General features: G+C 54.0%; 10 protein-coding genes. 2 read left to right on the forward strand and 8 right to left on the reverse strand.

What is annotated here, in order from left to right; translation table 11 throughout:
• Positions 1-12 precede the first annotated feature (12 nt).
• Both ACYVC2_RS16355 and ACYVC2_RS16360 read right to left on the reverse strand, forming a co-directional pair.
• Positions 13-2,436: an ABC transporter permease gene (locus tag ACYVC2_RS16355; protein ID WP_461103576.1), complete on the reverse strand. Its 2,424-nt coding sequence runs from the start codon at positions 2,434-2,436 to the stop codon at positions 13-15.
• A gap of 211 nt (positions 2,437-2,647) precedes the next feature.
• A complete protein-coding gene (locus tag ACYVC2_RS16360; protein WP_461103578.1) occupies positions 2,648-3,364 on the reverse strand; it encodes a DUF5020 family protein in 717 nt (238 codons plus the stop codon).
• Between the two features lie 176 nt (positions 3,365-3,540).
• On the opposite strand from ACYVC2_RS16360, the gene ACYVC2_RS16365 reads away from it, so the two are divergent.
• The gene (locus ACYVC2_RS16365) at positions 3,541-4,725 is read left to right on the forward strand and encodes a hypothetical protein (RefSeq protein ID WP_461103581.1); all 1,185 of its coding nucleotides are present in this window, start codon (positions 3,541-3,543) and stop codon (positions 4,723-4,725) included.
• An 82-nt stretch (positions 4,726-4,807) separates the two neighbouring features.
• On the opposite strand, the gene ACYVC2_RS16370 is transcribed toward ACYVC2_RS16365, so the two are convergent.
• The 3 genes from ACYVC2_RS16370 to ACYVC2_RS16380 form a co-directional block, all read right to left on the reverse strand.
• On the reverse strand, positions 4,808-7,234 hold the full coding sequence (locus ACYVC2_RS16370) for an ABC transporter permease (RefSeq protein WP_461103583.1): 2,427 nt from the start codon (positions 7,232-7,234) through the stop codon (positions 4,808-4,810).
• Between the two features lie 81 nt (positions 7,235-7,315).
• Entirely contained in the window at positions 7,316-7,516 is a 201-nt protein-coding gene (locus ACYVC2_RS16375) for a hypothetical protein (protein WP_461103585.1), read from the reverse strand.
• 223 nt (positions 7,517-7,739) lie between these two features.
• A complete protein-coding gene (locus tag ACYVC2_RS16380) occupies positions 7,740-10,109 on the reverse strand; it encodes an ABC transporter permease (protein ID WP_461103587.1) in 2,370 nt (789 codons plus the stop codon).
• 234 nt (positions 10,110-10,343) lie between these two features.
• Between ACYVC2_RS16380 and ACYVC2_RS16385 the strand changes: the two genes are divergently transcribed.
• On the forward strand, positions 10,344-11,567 hold the full coding sequence (locus ACYVC2_RS16385; RefSeq protein ID WP_461103589.1) for an ABC transporter permease: 1,224 nt from the start codon (positions 10,344-10,346) through the stop codon (positions 11,565-11,567).
• Positions 11,568-11,652: 85 nt separating this feature from the next.
• Here ACYVC2_RS16385 and ACYVC2_RS16390 read toward each other — a convergent pair whose 3' ends face one another.
• The 3 genes from ACYVC2_RS16390 to ACYVC2_RS16400 form a co-directional block, all read right to left on the reverse strand.
• On the reverse strand, positions 11,653-14,103 hold the full coding sequence (locus ACYVC2_RS16390; protein ID WP_461103591.1) for an ABC transporter permease: 2,451 nt from the start codon (positions 14,101-14,103) through the stop codon (positions 11,653-11,655).
• A 92-nt stretch (positions 14,104-14,195) separates the two neighbouring features.
• Positions 14,196-16,601 carry an ABC transporter permease gene (locus tag ACYVC2_RS16395; RefSeq protein WP_461103593.1) on the reverse strand — a complete coding sequence of 802 codons (2,406 nt, stop codon included), beginning with the start codon at positions 16,599-16,601 and terminating at the stop codon, positions 14,196-14,198.
• Between the two features lie 89 nt (positions 16,602-16,690).
• Entirely contained in the window at positions 16,691-19,108 is a 2,418-nt protein-coding gene (locus ACYVC2_RS16400; protein WP_461103595.1) for an ABC transporter permease, read from the reverse strand.
• Positions 19,109-19,147 lie beyond the last annotated feature (39 nt).

Genomic DNA, 19,147 nt, shown 5'->3' on the forward strand with positions numbered 1-19,147 from the left:
CTCTGCCCCCCGCTATTCACTTCGTAAACTCTTCACCGGATTCATCAAAGCTGCCCGGCTGGCCTGAGTGCTTACGACGAGGCCGGTCAGCAGCGCTAAAATCAGGGCGACCAGCGCAAACGGCCACCACGACACATCGGTTCGGTAGGCGAAATGCGTCAGCCAGTCCCTCAGCAGGTAGTAAGCGATCGGCCAGGCTACGGCGTTGGCAATCAGCAGGATCAGCGCGAACTCGCGCATGAACAGGCCAATGATTCCCAGCGTCGATGCGCCCAGTACTTTCCGGATACCAATTTCCTTGGTTCGACGGGTAACGTTCAGCGATACCAGCCCCAACACGCCCAATAAGACAATGACCAGAGCCAGCGTCGTGGCCAGCTTCGAGGCTTTCTGAAGCTGGATTTCCGTCTGATAAAGTTTCTGGAGGGTATCGTCCATAAACGAATATTCGAACGGCGCATCAGGAAACAGCCGCGCCCATTCGGTACCGACAGCGGCTACCGTCTCCGCCAAATGACCCGGAGTCGAAGCGAGCTTAAACGAGAAATAGCGATAAACGGGATTCGACCGGACATGGATGAAAATGAGTGGCTTGATGGGCTGATGCAGCGAGCCGAAGTGAAAATCTTTCAGAACGCCATCGATTCGCAGGGGCGTGCTGCCTCCGTAAAACCGCACCAACTGGCCTAGCGCCTTACCGGGATCGTTCCAGCCCAGGGCTTTGGCCGCCGATTCGTTCAGGACCACCCGCGTCGAATCGTAAGCGCCACCGCTGGCGTGGAAAAATTGGCCGGAATGCAGTTGAAGCCCATACGTCTGGGCAAAGCGCTCGTCGGTGGTCAGCACCTCCATGGTAGCGGCCGACGTGCTGTCATGCCCCTGTCGGAATACCTGGCCACTCCCGCTGCTTTTACCATCGGGCACGACAAATGAAAAGCTTACATCGCTGACGCCGGGAATGCGGGCCAACTGACGGCGGATGCCCTCCATGCGTTGTACCCCCGCGGGCGACCAGTCGCGCGGTACGGACGCCACCGTCAGCAACTGATCTTTCCGATACCCTAGATCTTTACTGAAAAAATACGAAACCTGCTTACCGATTACTACCGCGCCCACAAACACGAAGACCGCGACAGCAAACTGAAAAACAATCAGCGCCCGACGCAGCCCGATGCCTTTCTGAACCGATGCGGTTAGCTTACCCCTGAGCGATTCGATGGAGGGCAACCCCGACAAGACAAACGCCGGATAACTTCCCGCCAGCAGGCCAATGAACAACACAAACCCCAACAGGCCCGCATAGGCCACCGGCGACCAGGTCAGAAAGGACGGAATCGGTTTGCCCAACAGATCGGCGAACATAGATCGGAAAATCTCATGACCGGCCAGCGCCAGCAAGGTCGCGCCTGTAGTCAGCAGCAGGGCTTCGGCCAGAAACTGACCAATGAGCTGACGTTTCAAACTGCCCAGTACCTTTCGGACACCGATCTCCCGGAGCCGGGTCGCCGATATGCCGATGGTAATATTCATGAAATTGACCACCGCCATCAGCAGAATGAACACCGCCACCAGGCTCAGCGTCAGGATCATTTTACCGACCAACCCATTGTTCGCTTTCAGGTAGAAAGTATCCAGCGGGCTAAGGGATACCGTGAGATTTTCCTTAAAACCGGGGGGCGCGTGGGCCGCCAGCATCCGGCGCATGGGTTCCGTCAACTGATCGGCGGTAACGCCCGGTTGCAGTTCCAGGTAGGTCGGGATGTACTGGTTTTGCCAGGTGTGCATGCTGGCTTCCGGCGTAAAATACCCGATGTTCCGCATCGGAATAAACACCTGGTCGGTCGTGGCCACCAGATCCGTCACGCTGTTTTTGGGCAGGTCCTGCAACACACCCGTCACGGTGAAAACCTGCTTGCCGCCCACCGGCGTCTGGACGGTCAGCGGCTGACGAAGTACGTCGGTTCGGCCGAAAAACTTTTGCGCAACGGTTTCCGTAATCACGATCGAGTTGGGTTCGAGCAGTGCGGTTTTTGGGTCGCCATACGCCATCGGGAAACCGAACATCGGCAACAGCGTCGAGTCGGCTACTTCGATGCCCTGGCGAAAATGAGTCTGTCCGTTCGAAATAATAGCCGTAACGCCATAGAACCGGTAATAAGTAGCCACCAGGTTCGGGTAGTGTTGCCGCAGCGTCGGGCCGAGGGGCGCCAGCGTGGTAATGTCCATGCCCATCGTTTTTTCTTTCCAGTGACTTTGTACCAGATACTGCTGACCGACATGCCGAAGGGTTTGGTTAACCGCCAGTTCTCCCTGAATGTAGTTGCCGATAAGCAGCAGGAACGTAATCCCGACCGTCAGGCCGAGCAGCGTAACCAGGGCGTAAAACCGGCGTCGGACTAAATTGCGCAAGGCGATTTTGAGGTAATTCTGAAGCATAAGACAAACGGTTTTTCAAACGCAGGTTTCGTTAGCACGAAGGTATTAACCGTTTGTCGATTCGCCTGATTTGCAGGCTGTTAAAAAATGTTAAGGGGTGGGGCAGAGGGGGTAGGGCATGGGGAGTAGGAGAAAGACCGCTATGCCCACTTACCCACAACTCCATACCCTTCCCCCTCTGCCCCCACCCCTTCCCCCCATGCCCTTCTCCTCAAAACTGATTCTTCAGCGCGAGGGTGGGGTAAACCTGTAGTTGGTTGGCGTTCGTGATCGTGTGGTAGAATAGATTGATGCGGGAGCCGACCGAAATGGCTTTTGTGAGCCTGACCCAGCATTGGGGATCCCCGAAAAAAGCGATCTTTTTGCCGCTCAATCCTTTGGTGAATTCGTTACCCTGGTTTCGATTTTCGCTCCAAGCGACCAGGCTGCCGGCTATCATAATCCGGTAATTAAAAAAGCCTCGTCCGAAGTAAAACGTAAACTGTGGGTCGATACTTGGCTTCGGGAAAGCGCTGTATCGACAGACCAGGCTCGTACTGAACCAGGCTTTTCGTGTTTGAAAGGGATAAGCGGCTCCGAGGCCAAAGGTGTTGGTGAGGTAATAGCCGTAAGTCGGTGGCGCCACGCCCAGACCACCCGTGTACGTGAGCGCCAGCTGGAGTTTGGGTCGCCAATACCGCAGGTTTTTAGAAACCTGTACGAAAAGCTGCCCAACGTTGTTATTTTCGCCAGCAAAGTCGGTTTGCATTTTCAGCAGAAACGAGCCGGTCGAATCGTTGCTTTTGAAATATTCGAAGACCATCGACGCAAAATTGCGTCGATTCAGACTAGGATCGATCGAGTGGCGGAAATCGTAATGCAGTTGAAGCTGCTGCGCCTGAACAGTCAGTGAGGCAGCGAAAAAAATAAGTAGCAGGATGGTCTTCATCGCAAACAAAGTTTTCGACAAAGCTTCGTCGCCGACCGAAAAACGGGCGGTATTGGGCCGGAAACGTCCCGGAAATGTGAATTCCGCCGAAATTACAGCCGTCGGAGCGAGCCATTGACGACCAGCGATGACAATCAATGACTATGTATGACGACCAATGACAACGTAGTGTACTTATGGACGATCTTGACCGGCGGGCGTTTGCCGATTTGCTGAATGCAGTAGTGGAGAAATGCTTCGGCCATCCGCTCAAGAGTCCGCTTTCTGAGCCGGAAAGTAAGCACGTGAGCAACGAAATTGAGGAAAAGACGGGGCTGGTCGTCGGGTGGCGGAGTATAAAAAACTACACCAGCTTTGTGCTCAATCCGGCTTCGGGCAGACAGGAAAATCCGTCGGTGGCTACGCTCGATACCCTGGCACGCTACGTGCTCAACGCGCCAATTACGACCGAAGTCGAGCGGAAAAAAGCGGAAGAGCATTTTCCGTACTGGTTTCGCTACCGCGAACAGGTAGCATGGCCCTTGAAACCTCGGGCTGAAGTAGTCCCTGAAGAACCGCGCAGGCTTCGGCTTGGGTTTTTAAGCCTGGTGTTCAGTCTATTGATCGTAGTGGTCGGCGGGAGTTTTCTGTGGTTTTGGCACACCGAATCAGACAAAATTGAAGAAAACTTCCGCCTAACTGACGACGTATCTCTGAACCGGAACGGCTGGTTTTTGCGGGGTAGAAACGCCGACTTCTGGAATCGTAGGGGTCAGACGCCGGGCCGCCTGACGTTATTTACGCTCAAAGGCGATAACTGGCCCAAATCGGGTGAAATGCCCCGTGTGCAGAATCTGCTCCTGCGCGAAATTCATAACGACTGCTTTCAGGCCGAAGTCCACTTCAACGATTTCGTGCCCAGCGGCAACTGGCAACAGGCGGGGCTTCTCTTGCTGGAAGATACGCTGTTTACGGGGAAAAGTATCCGGATGTCGCTTGCTTACAACGACTTCTTTGGTGGTTTCACCAGACCCGCCGAAGTGCTAATTCAGGCGATTGCTTCGTACGGGAAAGGGCACACCAATCTGGAAGAGTTTGTGCACCAGCCGCTCTTTCAGCTAGCCAGCGCAACCGATCGGCGCATTGCCCGGACAAACCTGAAAAACTTCGCTTTCCGGGTCGAAAAGCAAGGGCAAAAATTTCGACTGCTGTACTCGGCCAGCCCCGTCGATAACTTCTCATTCAAAGAAATCTCGACCTACGAATTTGGCCTGCAACCCAGGTACATCGGCCTCTTTGCTCTCAAAGGCTTCGTCGATTCAACGGCCGTCAGGCCCGTTACGGTTCGCTATTTTCGGCTGGATGGCCAATGGTGTGAATAGGGTAGGGGAAAGGGCAGAGGGGTAAGGGCATGAGGTAGGAGCACGTTTCTACCCCATGCCCTTACCCCTCTCCCCTTCCCTGCTATTCAGATCGCAAGCTCTTTACCGGATTCGTCAGGGCGGCTTTGATGCTCTGGAAGCTGACGGTGAGTAGCGCGATGCCGACGGCCAGTAGACCCGCCAGGGCGAACATCCACCACTCGATGTCGATTTTGTAGGCGAAATCCTGCAGCCACTGGTTCATGGCGTACCAGGCCAGGGGTGAAGCTATGACGATAGCGATCAGCACCAGCTTGAGAAAGTCTTTGGAGAGCAGGCCCACGATGCTAGTGACGCTGGCCCCCAGTACCTTACGAACCCCAATCTCTTTGGTGCGTTGCTCGGCCATGAACGCGGCCAGCCCAAACAAGCCCAGGCAGGCGATCAGAATAGCCAGTGCGGCAAAGGTGAGGGCGATCGTGCCGACGCGTTGTTCGGTCCGGTACATCTCGTCGAAACTGTCGTCCATAAACTGATACGTGAACGGCTGACCCGGAGCCAGTTGCTTCCATTTGGTCTCAATCTGTTTCACCAGACTGGGGACGTCGGTTCCGCTCAGCCGGAACGTTGCCGCGCCGGGGTTGTTGCTCAGGGTCAGCGCCAGCGCGCCGATATTCCGTCGAAGCGATTCGAAATGAAAGTTTTTAAGGACCCCAAGGATGGTGTACGTTTTTCGGGTTTTACCGAGTGCGTCGTCGAAGCCCCAGATGTGCTTGCCAACCGGATCTTTAAACCCCAGAATCCGGGCCGCGGCTTCGTTGATCAAAATACCGGATGAGTCGGAACCGAATGCCTGTGAGAAATCGCGTCCCTGCACGATCTGCATCCCCATTGTTTTTACGTAGTCGTGGTCGACAGACCAGGTCTGCATATTGACACCTTTGCTCAGATTCGATTGCCCTTCCGCATAAAAGGCGTTGTCGTTTCGGTTGGAAGGCGTTGGCAGGTAACCGGAAATACTTCCGCTTTGTATGCCCGGTAAGCGCAGGACTTCCTGCCTGAACGTTTCTGCCTGTTTACCAATGGCGTAAACGTCGTTGATTGTCAGCAGCTGATTGCGGTTGAAGCCTACGTTCTTGGTCTGGATGTAGGTAATCTGCCGGTAGACGATGATGGTGCCGACAATGAGCACGATAGACATCATGAACTGAAACACCACCAGACCACTCCGCAAACCGGCACTTCGAAAACTCACGTTTATTTTGCCTTTCAGCACTGTAATAGGCTGAAACGACGACAGGAACAGCGCCGGATAACTCCCTGCCAGTATCCCAACTACAATAGGAAAGAGCAACAGCAGGGGGAGGAAATACGGCGATATGAACGGATGCATACTCAACGCTTTAGCCGCCAGGGTGTTGAAGCCCGGCAAGGCCATCGCCACCAGCCCAAGGCCCAGCAGCATGGCCAGGGTCGTGGTCAGCACCGATTCGGTCATGAACTGGCCGACTAGTTGCCGCCGTTCTGAGCCCATCACCTTCCGGACGCCCACTTCTTTGGCGCGATTGGCCGAGCGGGCGGTGGCCAGGTTCATGAAGTTGATGCAGGCAATTAGCAGAATAAACAGCGCCACCGCTGAGAAAATGTACACGTACTGAATATCGCCGTTCGGGGCCAGCTCGATCTGCTGTTTCGAATGCAGGTGAATATCGGTTAGCGGAATAAGCCAGTAGCCAACCCGATTGCCCGCTTTTAGAAACTGATCCATGGTCGTGCCGATAATCTGAAGCGCCTGCGGGCCAACGTATTTCTCGATGACGGTGTTGAAATGCTGGGTAAACTGCGCCGGATCCGTGCCTGGTTTGAGCAGAATATACGTGTAATGATTATGGCTTAGCCACTGCCCCCAGGGATATTTATCGTTGAGCATAGTGACAAAAAAGTCGGTACGGAAATGCGCATTGACGGGCATATCGCGCATCACCCCCGACACCCTGAACGTTTGGTCGTTATCGAATAGCAGCGATTGACCCATTGGGTTCTGGTTGCCGAAGTGCCGTCTGGCTGCCGATTCGCTGATGACGACCGTATTGGGCTCGGCCAGCGCGTGCTTCGGATCACCCGCCAGCAGTGGTAGCGTAAACACATCGAACAGGGTCGAATCGGCGAAGGTGATGTTATTTTCACGTAAGTTCGCTGTCTCTCCCGATCGCCGGATCAACCAGCTTCCTTTGTCGTGCAGGCGCACAAACTGCTCAACCTGTGGATAATCTTTTTTCAGTGTCGGCCCCATCGGGTCGGGCGACACGGCGAAGTGCATGTCGTTTCCGCCGAACTTGACGTCGGATTGAACCCGGTAAATGCGGTCGGCTTTGGCGTTGTAGCGATCAAAACTCAATTCATCCAGCACATACAGCAGAATGAGCAGGCAGCAGGCCAGCCCAACGGCCAGGCCGAAAATATTGATGAAGCTAAAACCCTGCTGCTTCCGGAGCGTCCGCCAGGCGATTTTAAGATAATTGATGAGCATACTGTAAAACCGACCGTCCCGGTCGGCTGGGGTATTTTCTAAATGCCGACCGTCTTGGTCCGAACCGCTACTTCCAAATCCTTACTCGAAGCAAGGGGTTGTCACCGGGTTTAGGAAGGTGCCTATCGTGCTTTTCAACGATACAGGCTGTAGGCTGTGCTGCGTTTGGCGGCAGGCCGATTCCTGCCGGGGTTGAGGACCGGCGGTAAAACAAAAAGCAAGAACCAACAGCAACAGCACTACTTTCATAAAAATACTCAGAAAGAAAAGTTGTGCTTTCATGATTCGATAGTAAATGTGTAGTGAAAAGAGGATAGTTGTTTCGATACCCACGTGCTATGATCATGCCAATTGAGTAAGCAGCTGATAATTAGGTGGCTAATTGAATTCACGCAAAAAAAATGTCCACTATCGGACAGGGGGCGTACGACAGTGGACGCGGGTAATGGCAGGGTTGGCGCGGAAACAAGCCATGCTATTCCGTGCCGCTCCGTGCCATTCCCTGCTAGTCACTGCGCAAGCTCTTTACAGGATTGACGAGTGCGGCTTTAATGCTTTGAAAACTAACGGTTGCCAGCGTGATGACTACGGCCAGCAGGCCCGCCAGCCCGAACATCCACCAGGCGACGGCTATTTTATACGCAAAGCCCTGTAGCCAGGCATTCATGATGTACCAGGCCAGGGGCGAAGCCACCACCAGGGCAACCAGCACCAGCTTCAGGAAATCTTTGGAAAGAAGCGTTACGATGCTGCTAACGCTGGCCCCGAGCACTTTGCGAACGCCAATTTCCTTCGTTCGCTGTTCGGCTGTGAACGTAGCGAGGCCAAACAGCCCCAGGCAGGCAATGAAAATGGCCAGACAGGCAAATACGGAGGCCAGGATGCCGACAACGGTTTCGCTTTTATAAATCTTCTGGAAATCAGTATCCACGAACGAATAGGTAAACGGGAAAGTCGGATTCATTTTTCGGTAAACCATGTCGATACTCGCTAGTGCCTGTTTGGTCTGGCCTGGCTGGGTTTTGATCAGAATACTGCCGTACGCCCACTTTTCGCCTAATCGAATGATCATGGGCCGGATGGGTACGTGGAGCGAATTGAAATGGAAGTCCTGCAGAATACCGACGATTTTACCCGGCCGCTTCCCGAACGAGAGTGGCTGCTCCAGCGCATCCTTGTACCCAAGCCGTTTTGCCGCCGATTCGTTGATCAGGTAATTGGTGGTGTCCGTACTAAAGCTGGGCGAGAAATCGCGACCACGAATCAGCCTGAGCTTCATGGTCCTGACGAAATCATACCCAACAGCGGTATTGTTGAACTGAATCGCGGAAGTCGGGTCTTTCCCCACCCATTCTACGCCGTCGGTCGTATTGCCGTTGCTGAGCGGGTTCGTCTGCATGTGCGTAACGGCCTCGATACCGGGCGACTGAAGCAGTTCTTGCTTGAACGTCTGGTATTTCTTAGCAATGTCGCCCTCGCCGGGAATGCGAATAAGATTCTCCCGGTCGTAGCCGAGATTTTTGGTCTGGATATACTGAAGCTGCCGATACACCACCACCGTCCCGACAATCATCAGGATCGAGAGCACAAACTGAAAGACCACCAGCCCCCGGCGAAACAACTGCGCACTGGCACTGAAGCGAAGCGCACCTTTCAGCACCCGCACTGGATTGAGCGATGACAGAAAGAGCGCCGGATAACTCCCCGACAGGAAACCTGTTAGGAGCAGTAGCCCGAGCAAAAAAAGCCAGAATAAAGGCTGTTCCAGAGGAAGGGCCAACTGCTTTTCGGTTACCTGATTGAAAACAGGCAATACGGCCCCGACGAGCAACAGCGCCAGCCCAAGCGCCAGGGTTGTCATGAGCAGCGCTTCGCCCATAAATTGCCAGATCAGGGCGAGCCGCTCGGCTCCGACCGCTTTCCGGACGCCCACCTCCTGCGCCCGTTTGACGGAGCGGGCCGTGGCCAGGTTCATAAAGTTGATGCCGGCAATCAGCAGTAGAAAAATGGCTACGACACTGAACAGCCGGACGTACTCGATTCGCCCGCCGTCGCGGTGGCCGTTCCTGAAATTGGAGTACAGATACGCTTCTGATTCAGGCTGTAAAAACAGTTCGATGTTGAAGGTCGGGCCAATGTCTTTGTTCCGGCCTTTGAGAAACGAGCGAAGCCTGGCGTCGACGTTGGCCAGATTTGCATCAGCCCGAAGCTGAATCCGGGTACCGGGTCCGGCGTTGTCCCACCGGGTCAGCCAGGGTTCTCGTTGTAAATATCTCTCCCAGTTCAGCAGGAAATCGTACTGGTCGGCCGAATTATAAGGCAGATTTTCGAAGACAGCCGTTACCTGATAATCCTGGTAATTGTCGAAGCGGATGGATTTTCCCAGGGCCGCCTGAGGTGTTTGAAAATAGGTTTCGGCCACTTTCCGGGAAATGGCTACGTTGTTTGGCGCTTTCAGGGCGTTCTGGGCCGAGCCCGCCAGCAGCGGAATACCGTACATCTTTAGCCAGTCGGCACCCACAAAGCACCCTTTCTGGCGAGCGATTTTATCATTGACGCTCAGAACGTGTTCTTCTCCAGACGACAGACCCGCAGCATACACCACCTCGGGAAATTGCCTTTTCAGTTCGTCGGCCAGAATCCCTGGCGTATCTTCGTCGGTAACGACCCGACCATCGGCAATTTCATGCTCCATGATCCGGTACAGCAAATTTGCGTTGGCATACTGCTTTCCAATGCTCAGCTCATCCTGAATCCACAGCAATATCAGCAGGCTCGACGCCATGCCCAGCGCCAGCCCCAGGATGTTAATGGTCGAGAAGGTCTTGTTTCGAATCAGATTACGCCAGGCGATCTTGAGGTAGTTCGTTAGCATGGGGCAAAGGAGTTAGGCATAGGATGACTCGGACGGCACTCTTTTAAGGAATCCCCAAATCTTGTACCACAAAAGCAAATCTTTGACATATAGATAGTTACCTTTAGGTGCAGCTCAAAATTGTCCGCTTATGGACGAGCGGTGTTCACAGGCGGACATCCATCGCGGCCGCTTATCACATAGCCGTTGACCAAACAGCGTAAGGCCTATTATTTCGTGTAACCGATCCTCACCATGAAAAAAATCATTGGTTCGTTTGTGACCGCGCTGCAAAATATTCGCACCCGGTTTTTTCACACCGTTCTGTCTATTCTCGGCATTGTCATCGGTGTGGCGGCTCTGGTCGCCATTCTGTCATTGATCGACGGGATGGAGCAATACGCACAGGAGCAGATAACGAAAACGACCACGCTGAACGCAATTCTGGTGCAGCCGAATCCGTACAAATCGGCCAACGGGGTGCAGGTTCGGAAAGAAAAGTATGCCTATTTCACGGGCGATCGCTTCAACCAGATGCGGTCGTCGCTAACCAAACCCGCTACCGGGTACCTATACTGGCGACAAAACAGCGAGATTCAGTCGAAGGCCAGCAACCGTAAACTGGGCTCTATCGTTACCGGGCTGACGTTACCGATCCATCCAAATTTGACCTTAAAACAGGGCCGGGCGTTTACGCAGGCGGAATGGCAACAACGGCAACCGGTGGCGGTTATCAACCAGCGACTGGCGAAACAGCTCGTCGGAAAACAGCCCGAGCAGAAAGCCATCGGCCAGCAGCTCGTATTTAATAACAAATTGCTGACCGTCATTGGAATTACGTATGATAAAGACGCCAAACTGGAACAGCTGTTTATGCCCATTACACTATTGCCGGATAGCGCCCTGAAAGCCAGCCCGCCTATGGGCGTTGTCGAAGCGCGCTACGTGGAGGATGTACCTGAACTGAAAACACAGATCGAAAGCTGGGTAAAAGCGAACCTGAATAACCAATCGGACGATTTTATCTTCATTACCAACGAACAGCGGGTTGGTCAGGCGGCTAAAGGATTTCTGCTGTTTCGGATCATTATGGGCCTGATCGTCGGGATTTCAGTGATTGTGGGCGGCATTGGTGTTATGAACGTGCTTCTGATTTCGGTGACGGAACGAACCGTCGAGATCGGGGTCCGGAAAGCGCTGGGGGCCAAACGGCGGGATATCCTGTGGCAGTTTCTGTCCGAGTCGATCACCATCTCCATGCTGGGCAGTCTGCTTGGTCTAGCGCTGGGTCTGTTGAGCACAATGGTGTTTATTCCGATCGTCAAAGCCCTGACCGATGTACCTTTTCAGGCCGCCTACACCTGGAATACCTTCCTGCTGATTATAACTATTGCCATGCTGATCGGCGTCCTGTTCGGCACCTACCCGGCCATGCGGGCCGCCCGGCTCGATCCCGTCGAAGCCATCCGGCGGGAGTAGGGGAATAGCAAAGGGCAGAGGGGTAAGGGGTAAGGGCAGAGGGCACGGGACAAATCACCCTCTGCCCTTACCCCTTACCCCTCTGCTATTCAGATCGCAAACTCTTGACGGGGTTCATCAGGGCGGCTTTAATGCTCTGGAAACTCACCGTTAGCAGGGCGATGCCGACGGCCAACAGGCCGGCAAGAGCGAATAACCACCAGGCAATATCGATCTTATAGACAAAATCCTGTAGCCACCGATGCATGGCGTACCAGGCAATGGGTGTGGCAATGACAATGGCGATGAGCACTAACCGTAGAAAGTCGCTGGAAAGTAGCGCCACAAGGCTGGGGACACTGGCACCCAATACCTTACGAACCCCGATTTCTTTGGTCCGCTGCTGGGCAATAAAAGTAGCCAGACCAAACAGCCCCAGGCAACTGATAAAAATGGACAACGCCGTAAACAGATTAACCAGCTTTCCGAGGTTGCGCTCTTTGTTGTAGAGTTTGGCTACCGCTTCGTCGAAGAACTCCGGTTCGAAGGGTTCGCCAGCGTACGTCTGCTGCCAAAGCACCCGAATCTGTGCCAGGACTTGGTCGAACTGGGCCGCGTTGCCCCGGCGCAACAGTACATTGAATTGATACGTATTCGATTTCTGGCTCATAAGAGCCGTCGGAAAAATGGCGTAGTGAAGCGATCGATGATTGAAATCTTTGACAATACCGACAACTGGGAGCAGGCTTTTGTTGTCGGTTTCCAAAAACTGGCCAAGTGCGTCTGCCGGATTCCGGAAACCCATCTGCCGGGCGAGGGTTTCATTGATGACCAGTTCCCGCGCGGTATCACTGTCGACGTAATTGCGTCCTGCCAGCAGTTTAAACCCAAACAGGTTGAGGTAGTCGGTATCGCCCTGCTTGCGGTATATATTGATTTCTTTCGACCCTTTTCTGCCTTTAAACGTCATGGTCGAGGTCGTCCAGCTTCCAGAAATCGGAGTCGACTGGGCGACGCTCACCCGGTCGACTCCCGCTAAGCGCCGGATTCGGTCGGCCAGGCTAAACCGGCGGTTGTTGTTCTCCGCAAACAATACTTTCATTGGCGCGCTGAATGTCACGATGGCATCGCGCCGGAATCCTAAATCTTTATCGATCAGAAAGTTCAGTTGCCGACCTACCAGCAAGGCACCGACGATAAATACCTGAGCGATAACAAACTGGCTGACGATCAGCGTTTTTCGCAGGCCCGCTCCTCCTGCCAGGTTACCGACCTGATTCCGCAGCGTGTGAACGGGCAGATACCGCGACGCCAGCAATCCTGGATAAACACCCGAAAGCAGCGTGGTCATCAGAGCCGTTAGCGACAAAAACAGCCAGAGGTATGGCTGGGCCAGGTCGAGCGTCACGCCTTTCGGAATCAGATCGTGGAGGTAGGTCAGGGCCAGATTGGTTAGCACCATCGAAAAGGCAACCGCTACCAGTGTAAGCGTCAGTGACTCGCCCAGAAACTGGAGGATCAGATGTAGCCGGGACGAGCCCATTGTTTTTCGAATTCCGATCTCTTTGGCCCGCTGCGTTGCCTGCGCCGTTGTGAGGTTGATAAAATTGATGCAGGCCAGCAGCAACAGAAAGATACCCACTGCAATTAACCCGTAGAGTGTGGGTTTATGCGCCTGATTGCCAGTGCCGTAATCGATATTGAAGTGGACATCGGCCAACGGTTGTAGCCGCAACCAGCGCTTTCCGGTCTTGTCTGTCGTATTCTTCTCGGCCATTGTTGTAATCTGTTCGGCCAATTTTGCCGGATCGACACCCGGGTTGAGTTTCAGGAGGCACTGCGACGACGAATTGGTGCTGTTCCATTCCTCCCAGTTCATCGACTCCCGCAATTTTTTATTGGCCGACAGCGTAGCCAGCGACACGACCGTGTGAAAATCGAAGTTGCTATTGTGTGGTAAATCGCTCAATATTCCTGACACGGTCAGTAGCAACGTATCCCGAAACTGTTCTGCCCGGAGCGTACGGCCAATAATGGCGGGGCTGGCTTCACCAAAGTAAATACGGGCCTGTTGCTCGGTAAGGACCACCTGATCAGGACTCGTCAGGGAGGTCTTCGGCGATCCGACCAGCCATTGCCGTTCCATGATACTCAGGAAACGGCTATCGGCAAAAACCGCGCTGGCAGGCTCGTCTTGCGTAGACCGAAATCGGGCGGGTGCCTGGCCTGTGCGCGGAATCTCGACTACCTGAAATTCCGTCGTATAAAAATTCGCGCCGACGTCGACACCGGCAAATTTTGTCTGAACAGCACGTGCCACGGGTAAGGCTACACCGGGGTTGTGGTAATCCTCGTCACCGAACTGGAAGTCGGAAACAAGCCGGTAAATTCGGCTACCGTCTCCTTGATAACGGTCGAAGGTTAGCTCGTGCTGTACAATCAGGTAGATTGTCAGGCAAGCAGCAATCCCGGCCGACAGGCCTGCTACGTTGAGAGCCGTCGTCAGCCAGTTACGAAGCGCATTCCGAATCGCGATTTTGACGTAGGTTTTGAGCATAGGGAAAGGGGGCAGGGAATAGCAGAGGGCAGAGGGGTAAGGGGTAAGGGCAGAGGGTGATTTGTCCCGTGCCCTTACCCCTCTGCCCTCTGCTATTCAGATCGCAAACTCTTGACGGGGTTCATCAGGGCGGCTTTAATGCTCTGGAAACTCACCGTTAGCAGGGCGATGCCGACGGCCAACAGGCCGGCAAGAGCGAATAACCACCAGGCAATATCGATCTTATAGACAAAATCCTGTAGCCATCGATGCATGGCGTACCAGGCAATGGGCGTGGCAATGACAATGGCAATCAGCACCAGCTTCAGGAAATCTTTCGAGAGCAGAAGCGTAATGCTCAGTACCGAAGCGCCCAGCACTTTCCGGACACCGATCTCCTTTTTGCGCTGGGCTGTGGTATAGGCCGACAAGCCGAATAGCCCCAGACAGGCCAGGAAAATAGATAGGAAAGCAAACAGGCTGAAAATCTGCCCGGTACGGCTTTCAGCGGCATACAGTTTGTTGAACTCCTCGTCCATGAATTCGTACGTGAACGGCCGATCAGGGATGATCGTGCGCCATTTGCTTTCCAGAAACGGGAGCGTATTGGCTATCTGACTACCCGACAGCTTAACCAGCAGTACTTCGCCCCCCATTTCCGGGAACAGCATCAGCGGGCCGATTTTCTGTTTCATGGACGCAAAGTGAAAATCGGCGACCACGGCTTTGATCTCTCCTTTACGCCCACTGCCCATGTCGATTTTCTGACCGATGGCTTCCTGGGGTGTCCAGCCCAGTTCTTTTACGGCCGATTCGTTCGGAATGAAATGATAATAATTGAGACTGTCGCCGTCGGGGTGCGATGCCTGTTCGACATCGGTTCGGGTCAGGTCCCGGCCAGCCACTAGGTGCAGGTTCATGGCCTTGATAAAATCTTCATCGATCTGGAGACCTGCCACCATCTTGTATTTCCCATCGGGCATGTTGGTCCGGCGCATGCTGTAGCCGCCGTTGATATACACCGGCGATTCGGAAGCCAGCGAAACCTGCTGGACATCGGCGTTTTGACGAAATTCGCTTTTCAGGGTCATGATTTTTTCCTTGACCTGTTTGTCGACGGGTAGTAGCAGGACGTGATCTTTGTTATACCCCAGCTTTTTGTGCTGAATAAACGACAACTGGTTTCGGATCAGCAGAGTGCTGACGATCAGAAAAGAGGTGATGGCAAACTGCGCGACGATTAGCGTTCGACGGAATTGACCGGCTCCGGTGGTTTTCAGCTGCCCTTTCAGAACACGGATTGGCTGAAACCCTGCCAGAACCAGCGCCGGATAACTCCCTGCAATCAGGCTCACAACGACGCCAATGCTCATCAGCAACAGCAGATTCGTCGGCTTAAACCAGGTGTCGATCGAAAACTGCCGGTCTGAGAGCGTATTGAACAGCGGCAGGGTCAGACTGGCTAGAACCAGCGCCAGCACCAGTGAAACCGACGTGACGATAACCGATTCGCCGATGAACTGCCCGAACAACTGACCCTGTAGCGCGCCCATCACTTTCCGGACCCCCACTTCCTGCGCACGCTCCACGGCCCGCGAGGTAGCCAGGTTGACGTAGTTAACACAGGCAATCAGCAGAATCAGCAGGGCAACGGAGCCGAAAATGTAGATGTACGTCAGGTCGCCGTTGGGTTCGAAACTGCCTTCTACCACCGAATGCAGGTGCACTTGCCGGATTGGCTCCAGGTTGTAGGTCAGGTAATTACCCGACGACATCTCGTCTTTGCTGAACTGGGTTTTCATGAACCCCGGAATTTTCGCCTGCAACGACGCAATGGCTTCGGGTTTGCGCAGCAGCAAATACGTGGCATAATTGGCCGAATACCATTCTTCCGTTCTGGCCGCTTGCAGGGTCGTAAACGATGTTAGCAGATCATACTTAATCTGCGAGTTAGCCGGACAATCACTGACCACACCAGTTACCGAATAATCACGGAACGAACCACCGGTATTGATGCGCAGGGTTTTCCCGACCGGATTGTCGGTGCCAAAATATTTCTGGGCCGTTGTCTGCGACAGCACCACCAGATTCGGACCCGCCAGCGCCGTTTGCGGATTGCCCTTGATCAGCGGAAACGTAAAAATCGAGAAGAAGGCCGAGTCGGCGAAGACCACGCGCTTTTCGCTGAACTGCTGATTGCCGTTGATCACCACCGCGTCGCGGTTGATCAGCCGAACCCCCGCTTCGACTTCGGGAAACTGCCGCCCGAACTCCGGGGCAACTTTCGTGCCTGTCTGCGGTATTTTACCCACCCGGCCTTCCATGCTGTATTCCATGGTGACCCGAACGATTCGGTCCGCTTTCTGCTGAAAATCATCGTAGCTCAGCTCGTGCGTGATGTACATGAACAGCAACAGGCAGGACGCCAGCCCCACCGACAAACCGATGACATTGATGCCGGAAAATACTTTGTTCCGCCACAGGTTGCGAAAGGCGATTTTGAGGTAGTTTTTGAGCATAGGGGGAAGGGGGATGGGCAGAGGGGGGAGGGGTGGGGTCGGGGGAAGGGCATGGGGTATTCCCTCTGCCCTTCCCTCCATGCCCTTCCCTACTCGCTTCGTAAACTCTTGACGGGGTTCATCAACGCGGCTTTGATACTTTGGAAACTGACGGTTGCCAGCGCGATCACGATGGCCAGCGCACCCGCCAGCACGAACACCCACCATTCGATGTCGATCTTGTAGGCAAAGTCGGCTAGCCATTTGGTCATAGCCCACCAGGCAATGGGTGAGGCAATGACAATGGCGACTATAACTAATTTTAAAAAGTCTTTGGAGAGCAGGGCTACCAGGCTGGGGACACTGGCTCCCAGTACTTTGCGCACCCCAATTTCTTTGGTCCGCTGCTGAATGGCGATGAGTGCAATCGAGAAGAGACCCATGCACGACAGCAGAATCGCGACGCCAGCCGCCGACGAGAAAATGGTTGCCAGCCGCTGCTCTTTCCGGTACCAGCGTTCGGTGTTTTCGTCGAGAAACGAACCGATGAACTCCTGCTTGGGGGCAATGCTCTTCCAGACGGCTTTAATGGTTTCCATGGCTCCCACCAGGTTCTTCGGATTCACCCGCACCAGAATGTAGTGAATGGGCGCGTTCGACTGCATCTGCAGCGCAATGGGCTTGGCTTCCTGATGGAGCGAATACAGGTTGAAGTCCGACACGACCCCCACGATCTGAAATTGCTTGTTGTCGGGCTTGATGAACTTGCCAACTGGATTGGCTTCGCCCAGTTGTTTGGCCATGCTCTGTGTAATCAGGATGCTCGAACTGGAGTCGGTGCTGAATTTTGGGCTGAAATCCCGACCCTGGATTAGCTTGATTCCCATTGTTTTGAGGTAATCCGTATCGACCCGCAGCCAGTCGCAGGCTATGTCGCGTTTGCCATACAGGAAGCCGTAAATCATCCGCGACGAGCTGCCATCCAGTCCCGCGCCGATGTTGACTCCGGCGCCTGAAATGGCGGTAATGTTGGGTTGATTCGCCAGTCGGTCGCGCATGCTTTTCAGAGCGTCGCTGCCGTTGAGTTCGTTGCCGACCGGAATACTGACGACCTGTTCTTTATCCAGCCCCATCGGTTTCTGCTGCAGGTAGCTGATCTGCTGATAGATAATCATGGTGCAGACAATGAGCAGGCAGGCAATCGTGAACTGCGTCACAATGAGTGAGTTCCGTAACAAGCCCGGCCGGCTTACTTTGACTTTCCCTTTGAGCACTTCGACCGCGTTGAAACGCGTTACGAACCAGGATGGATAACCGCCGGCAATCAGGGTGATAAGCAAAAACCCGAACCCGGTCAGTAGCAGTACACTTGGTTTGAGGAAATCGGCCAGGGTCAAAACGCTTTGAAAGAGCCGGTTGAAGGTTGGCAGCGTCCAGTAGGCTAATCCTAAACCAATAAGCAGCGCGCCGAAGCACAGCAGCAGGGTTTCGCCCCAGATCTGGCCAAAAAGCTGACTCCGCATGGCGCCCAGCGATTTCCGAACACCAACCTCACGGGCGCGTGAAAGCGACTGAGCAATGGTCAGGTTGATAAAGTTGATGCAGGCAATGGCCAGGATAAACAAGCCGACGAGCAACAGGGTATACACATACGTCCGGCTAATACTATCGCCGTTGGACGCTTCAGTATCGAAATGCACTTCGCGCAGTGGTTCCAGCAACAGGCTTTTCTGGTAGCCCAGTTCATTTTTCGGATAACCCTGCTCGTTTCGTTCTTTGATTTCCTGCGCGAAATATTTGTCCATGAAGGCCTGCGTGCGTCGTTGCAGGGTTTTGGAATCGGTACCCGCTTTCAGTTTGACATACACCACGTGGTTGCCATGATCCCACCGACTTTGAAATTGCGCGTAATCACCGGCGTTTTCGCTGCGAATCAGGGCGTCGAAGTCGAACGTCGAATTTTTCGGTGCATTGCTAATGACGCCCGATACCGTGAAAGCCTGCCAGTTATTGTTCATCCGAAGCTGGAGTGGCTTACCGATAGGGTCTACATTCCCGAACATGTCCTGCGCCATTTTTTCGCTGATGACAATGTCGCTCAGGCTGTTCATGGCCGTCTTGGGGTTTCCTTTTCGGAGCGGAAAGCTGAACATCTGGAGGAAGTCGGGGCTAACCATCCGAACGTTTTTGTTGTAGGTCTGGTCGGCCCGCCGAACGCTGGAAGTTCGGTTGAACCACCGCGTGATGCCCTCGATTTCCGGAAATTCGGCTTGCAGCGCCGAAGAAATCGGGTAGGGCATGGTCGATCCGCGACTGGGCGATCCATCGCGCTCGGTGTTCAGAAAATTCAGGAGATAAATGCGGTCAGCGTCGGTATGAAACTTGTCGTACGATAATTCGAACGTGGCGGTTAGAAACAGCAGTACGCACGTCCCGAACGCGACCGACAGCCCAATGACGTTGATCAGCGTGTGGGTACGGTTTTTCCAGAGGGTGCGGAAGGCGACTTTCAGGTAATTGCGAAACATGAACGGTAATGGTATGTTTGTTGAAATCTCTTTTTAGTA

Source organism: Spirosoma koreense (assembly GCF_054777875.1).

Coding starts and splice junctions, on each gene's coding strand:
- ACYVC2_RS16370 (WP_461103583.1), bottom strand. CDS start 7,234: ATGCTCATCAATTATCTTAAAATCGCCTGGCGGACGCTCCGGAAGCAG.
- ACYVC2_RS16395 (WP_461103593.1), bottom strand. CDS start 16,601: ATGCTCAAAAACTACCTCAAAATCGCCTTTCGCAACCTGTGGCGGAAC.
- ACYVC2_RS16385 (WP_461103589.1), top strand. CDS start 10,344: ATGAAAAAAATCATTGGTTCGTTTGTGACCGCGCTGCAAAATATTCGC.
- ACYVC2_RS16365 (WP_461103581.1), top strand. CDS start 3,541: ATGGACGATCTTGACCGGCGGGCGTTTGCCGATTTGCTGAATGCAGTA.
- ACYVC2_RS16375 (WP_461103585.1), bottom strand. CDS start 7,516: ATGAAAGCACAACTTTTCTTTCTGAGTATTTTTATGAAAGTAGTGCTG.
- ACYVC2_RS16390 (WP_461103591.1), bottom strand. CDS start 14,103: ATGCTCAAAACCTACGTCAAAATCGCGATTCGGAATGCGCTTCGTAAC.
- ACYVC2_RS16380 (WP_461103587.1), bottom strand. CDS start 10,109: ATGCTAACGAACTACCTCAAGATCGCCTGGCGTAATCTGATTCGAAAC.
- ACYVC2_RS16360 (WP_461103578.1), bottom strand. CDS start 3,364: ATGAAGACCATCCTGCTACTTATTTTTTTCGCTGCCTCACTGACTGTT.
- ACYVC2_RS16400 (WP_461103595.1), bottom strand. CDS start 19,108: ATGTTTCGCAATTACCTGAAAGTCGCCTTCCGCACCCTCTGGAAAAAC.
- ACYVC2_RS16355 (WP_461103576.1), bottom strand. CDS start 2,436: ATGCTTCAGAATTACCTCAAAATCGCCTTGCGCAATTTAGTCCGACGC.